Raw genomic sequence first — 2530 nt, 5'->3', positions numbered from 1 at the left:
TCGGCTCTTGCCGATGTAGTCGGCGAAGGACTTCAGATTGGCCGGGTCGGGAAGTGAGGCGCTCTCGCGCGAGGCGACGCGGCCCATCTGCCCGCGCAGATTGTCGAAGCGCAACGTGTCGAACTCGCCCCGCCCGTCGGGCATGCGCCGGCCCAGCGCGGCCAGCGCCTCGGCCCCTTGCGGCGACCGCACGGCGCTCGCCTTCTGGACGGTGGCGAGGCGCTCGGCCTCGCCGTCGCAATTACCGAGAATGTAGGAATAGGCCTCGTAGGAATGGGCGGGGTCGCCGCTGCGCGCCAGGGCCTCGCCCAGCGTACAGAGAATGTCGATATGGGCGCAGGTGAGAAGGCCGGGGGGCTGGCGCGCCTGATCCACGTAGGTCCGATCCGCGATGTCCCTCTCCCCTTTCCCGCGCCGATGGCCTCGCACCGCCCGAACCGGGATCGCGACGGATCAGCCGGGGCTGGGCGGAAGGTCACGGGCCTGCGCTCTCGCACCCGGCGAGCCAAGGCAGACCCGGGAAGGAAGTAAGCCAGACGAAATCATAAGTCGTGGTTGCAATTGACGGGCTGATCTATCGACGGAACAGGTTGGCGTCGGCCAGTTCCACCACCTCGTCGCCTCGCCCGCTCATGATGGCGCGCAGCGAGTAGAGGCTGAAGCCTGCGGCCTGCGCGAGCTGGATCTTGGGCGGCAGCGCGAGTTCCAGCGTTTCCGTCACCACGTCCACCAGCGCCGGTCCGTCATGGGCGAAGGCGGCCTTAAGCGCGCCTTCCAGCGCGTCGGAGCGGGTGACGCGCAGGCCGAGGAAACCCATCTCGCGGCTGATGGCGGCGAAGTCGGCCGAGCGCAGCGCGACATTGGTGTCGACATAGCCCGCCGCCTTCTGCTCCATCTCCACGAAACCGAGAGTCGCATTGTTGAAGACGACCAGTTTGATCGGCAGGCCCATCTGGCTTGCCGTCAGAAGATCGCCCATCAGCATGGTAAGCCCGCCGTCACCCGAAAGCGACACGACCTGCCGGCCGGGACAGGCCGACTGGAGGCCCAGCGCCTGCGGCATGGCATTGGCCATGGAGCCATGGTTGAACGAGCCGACGAGCCGGCGCTTGCCGTTCATGGTCAGGTAGCGCGCGGCCCAGACGGCGGGCGTGCCGACATCGGCGGTGAAGATCGCGTTGTCGCTCGCCAACTCGTCGATCAGCTTGGCGACATATTGCGGATGGAGGGGCTGATCGCCCTCGCGCGGCGTCGCCAGAGCGTCGAGCCCCTCGCGCGCCGAGCGGTAGTGCTCTCTGGCCGCCTGGAGAAAGGCGCCGTCGCGCTCTGGCGCGATGCGCGGCAGCAGCGCCGAGACCGCCTCGCGCACGTCCGAGACGACGCCGAGCGTGATCGGCGTGCGCCGACCCAGCGCGCCGGGATCGCGATCCACCTGCGCTACCACCGCCTTCTCCGGGTAGAAGTTGCGATACGGAAAGTCGGTGCCGAGCATCAGGAGCGTGTCGCACTCCATCATCGCGTGGTAGCCCGAGGAGAAGCCGATGAGGCCGGTCATGCCGACATCGTAGGGATTGTCCCACTCGATCCATTCCTTGCCGCGATAAGCGTGGACGATCGGCGCCTGCAACGCCTCGGCCAGCGCCACGACCTCGTCATGCGCGCCGGCGACGCCGGCCCCGCAGAGAAGCGTGACGGCGCCCGACGCGTTGACAAGGGCCGCGAGCCGGTCGATCTCCCCGGCATCGGGCACCAGCCGAGCGGCTTTGAGCTTGGGAAAGCCGGTGCGCGCAATCTTGGGCGCGGGCTTCAACGCGACATCGCCTGGCACGACGATGACCGCGACGCCGCCTTGCGCGATCGCCGTGCGCATGGCGCGGTGCAGAAGCTCGGGCATCTGCTCGGGCGTCTGGAGCATTTCGCAGAAATGGCTGCATTCGCGAAACAGCTCGGTCGGATGCGTTTCCTGGAAGTAGTTGAGGCCGATCTCGCTGGAGGGGATATGGGCGGCGATCGCCAGAACCGGCGTGCGGTTGCGCTGGCAGTCGAACAGGCCGTTGATCAGATGAAGATTACCCGGCCCGCAGCTTCCCGCGCAGACCGCGAGCTGCCCCGTCGCGGCGGCCTCCGCCCCGGCCGCGAAGGCCGCGACCTCCTCGTGGCGCACATGCATCCATTGAATCCCGCCGTCGCGCCGCAGGCTGTCGTTCAACGCGTTGAGACTATCGCCCGTCACACCCCAGATGCGCTCCACTCCCGCGTCTTTCAGCGTGGCGACGAACAGATCGGCGATGGACTGGCTCATGGGGGCTCTCGTGGCTGGCAGCGATGAACGCTAAGTGTTTTCCGACGCCTCCCCCGGACCTTCGCCGGTGCGAAGCGCATGCCCTTTTCAATTAGCTGCGCCTCGATCCGTTCCCATTCACGGCACGCATGGCTGCCTCCCGGCGCCGCGATCGGCGCCGGGAGCGTTCGTTCGCCCTTGACCTCTAGCCGAGGTCAGACCAGCCCTTCCACCGCGACGGCTCCGGTC

The 2530-nt window shown here is 67.7% G+C and carries 1 protein-coding gene and 1 pseudogene; both read right to left on the bottom strand.

What is annotated here, in order from left to right:
• Window positions 1–375, bottom strand: a pseudogene (locus tag AUL32_RS24280) (hypothetical protein); the annotation flags it as partial.
• A gap of 199 nt (window positions 376–574) precedes the next feature.
• Complete coding sequence (gene poxB / locus AUL32_RS24275; protein WP_062121099.1) at window positions 575–2302, bottom strand: ubiquinone-dependent pyruvate dehydrogenase; 1728 nt, start codon at window positions 2300–2302, stop codon at window positions 575–577.
• Window positions 2303–2530 lie beyond the last annotated feature (228 nt).

Origin of the sequence: Aureimonas sp. AU40 (assembly GCF_001463785.1) — a bacterium.
Classification (GTDB): domain Bacteria; phylum Pseudomonadota; class Alphaproteobacteria; order Rhizobiales; family Rhizobiaceae; genus Aureimonas.
The sequence above is the reverse complement of the archived record's forward strand: the minus strand, read 5'-3'. Positions and strand labels throughout refer to the sequence as shown.

Coding starts and splice junctions, on each gene's coding strand:
- poxB (WP_062121099.1), bottom strand. CDS start 2,302: ATGAGCCAGTCCATCGCCGATCTGTTCGTCGCCACGCTGAAAGACGCG.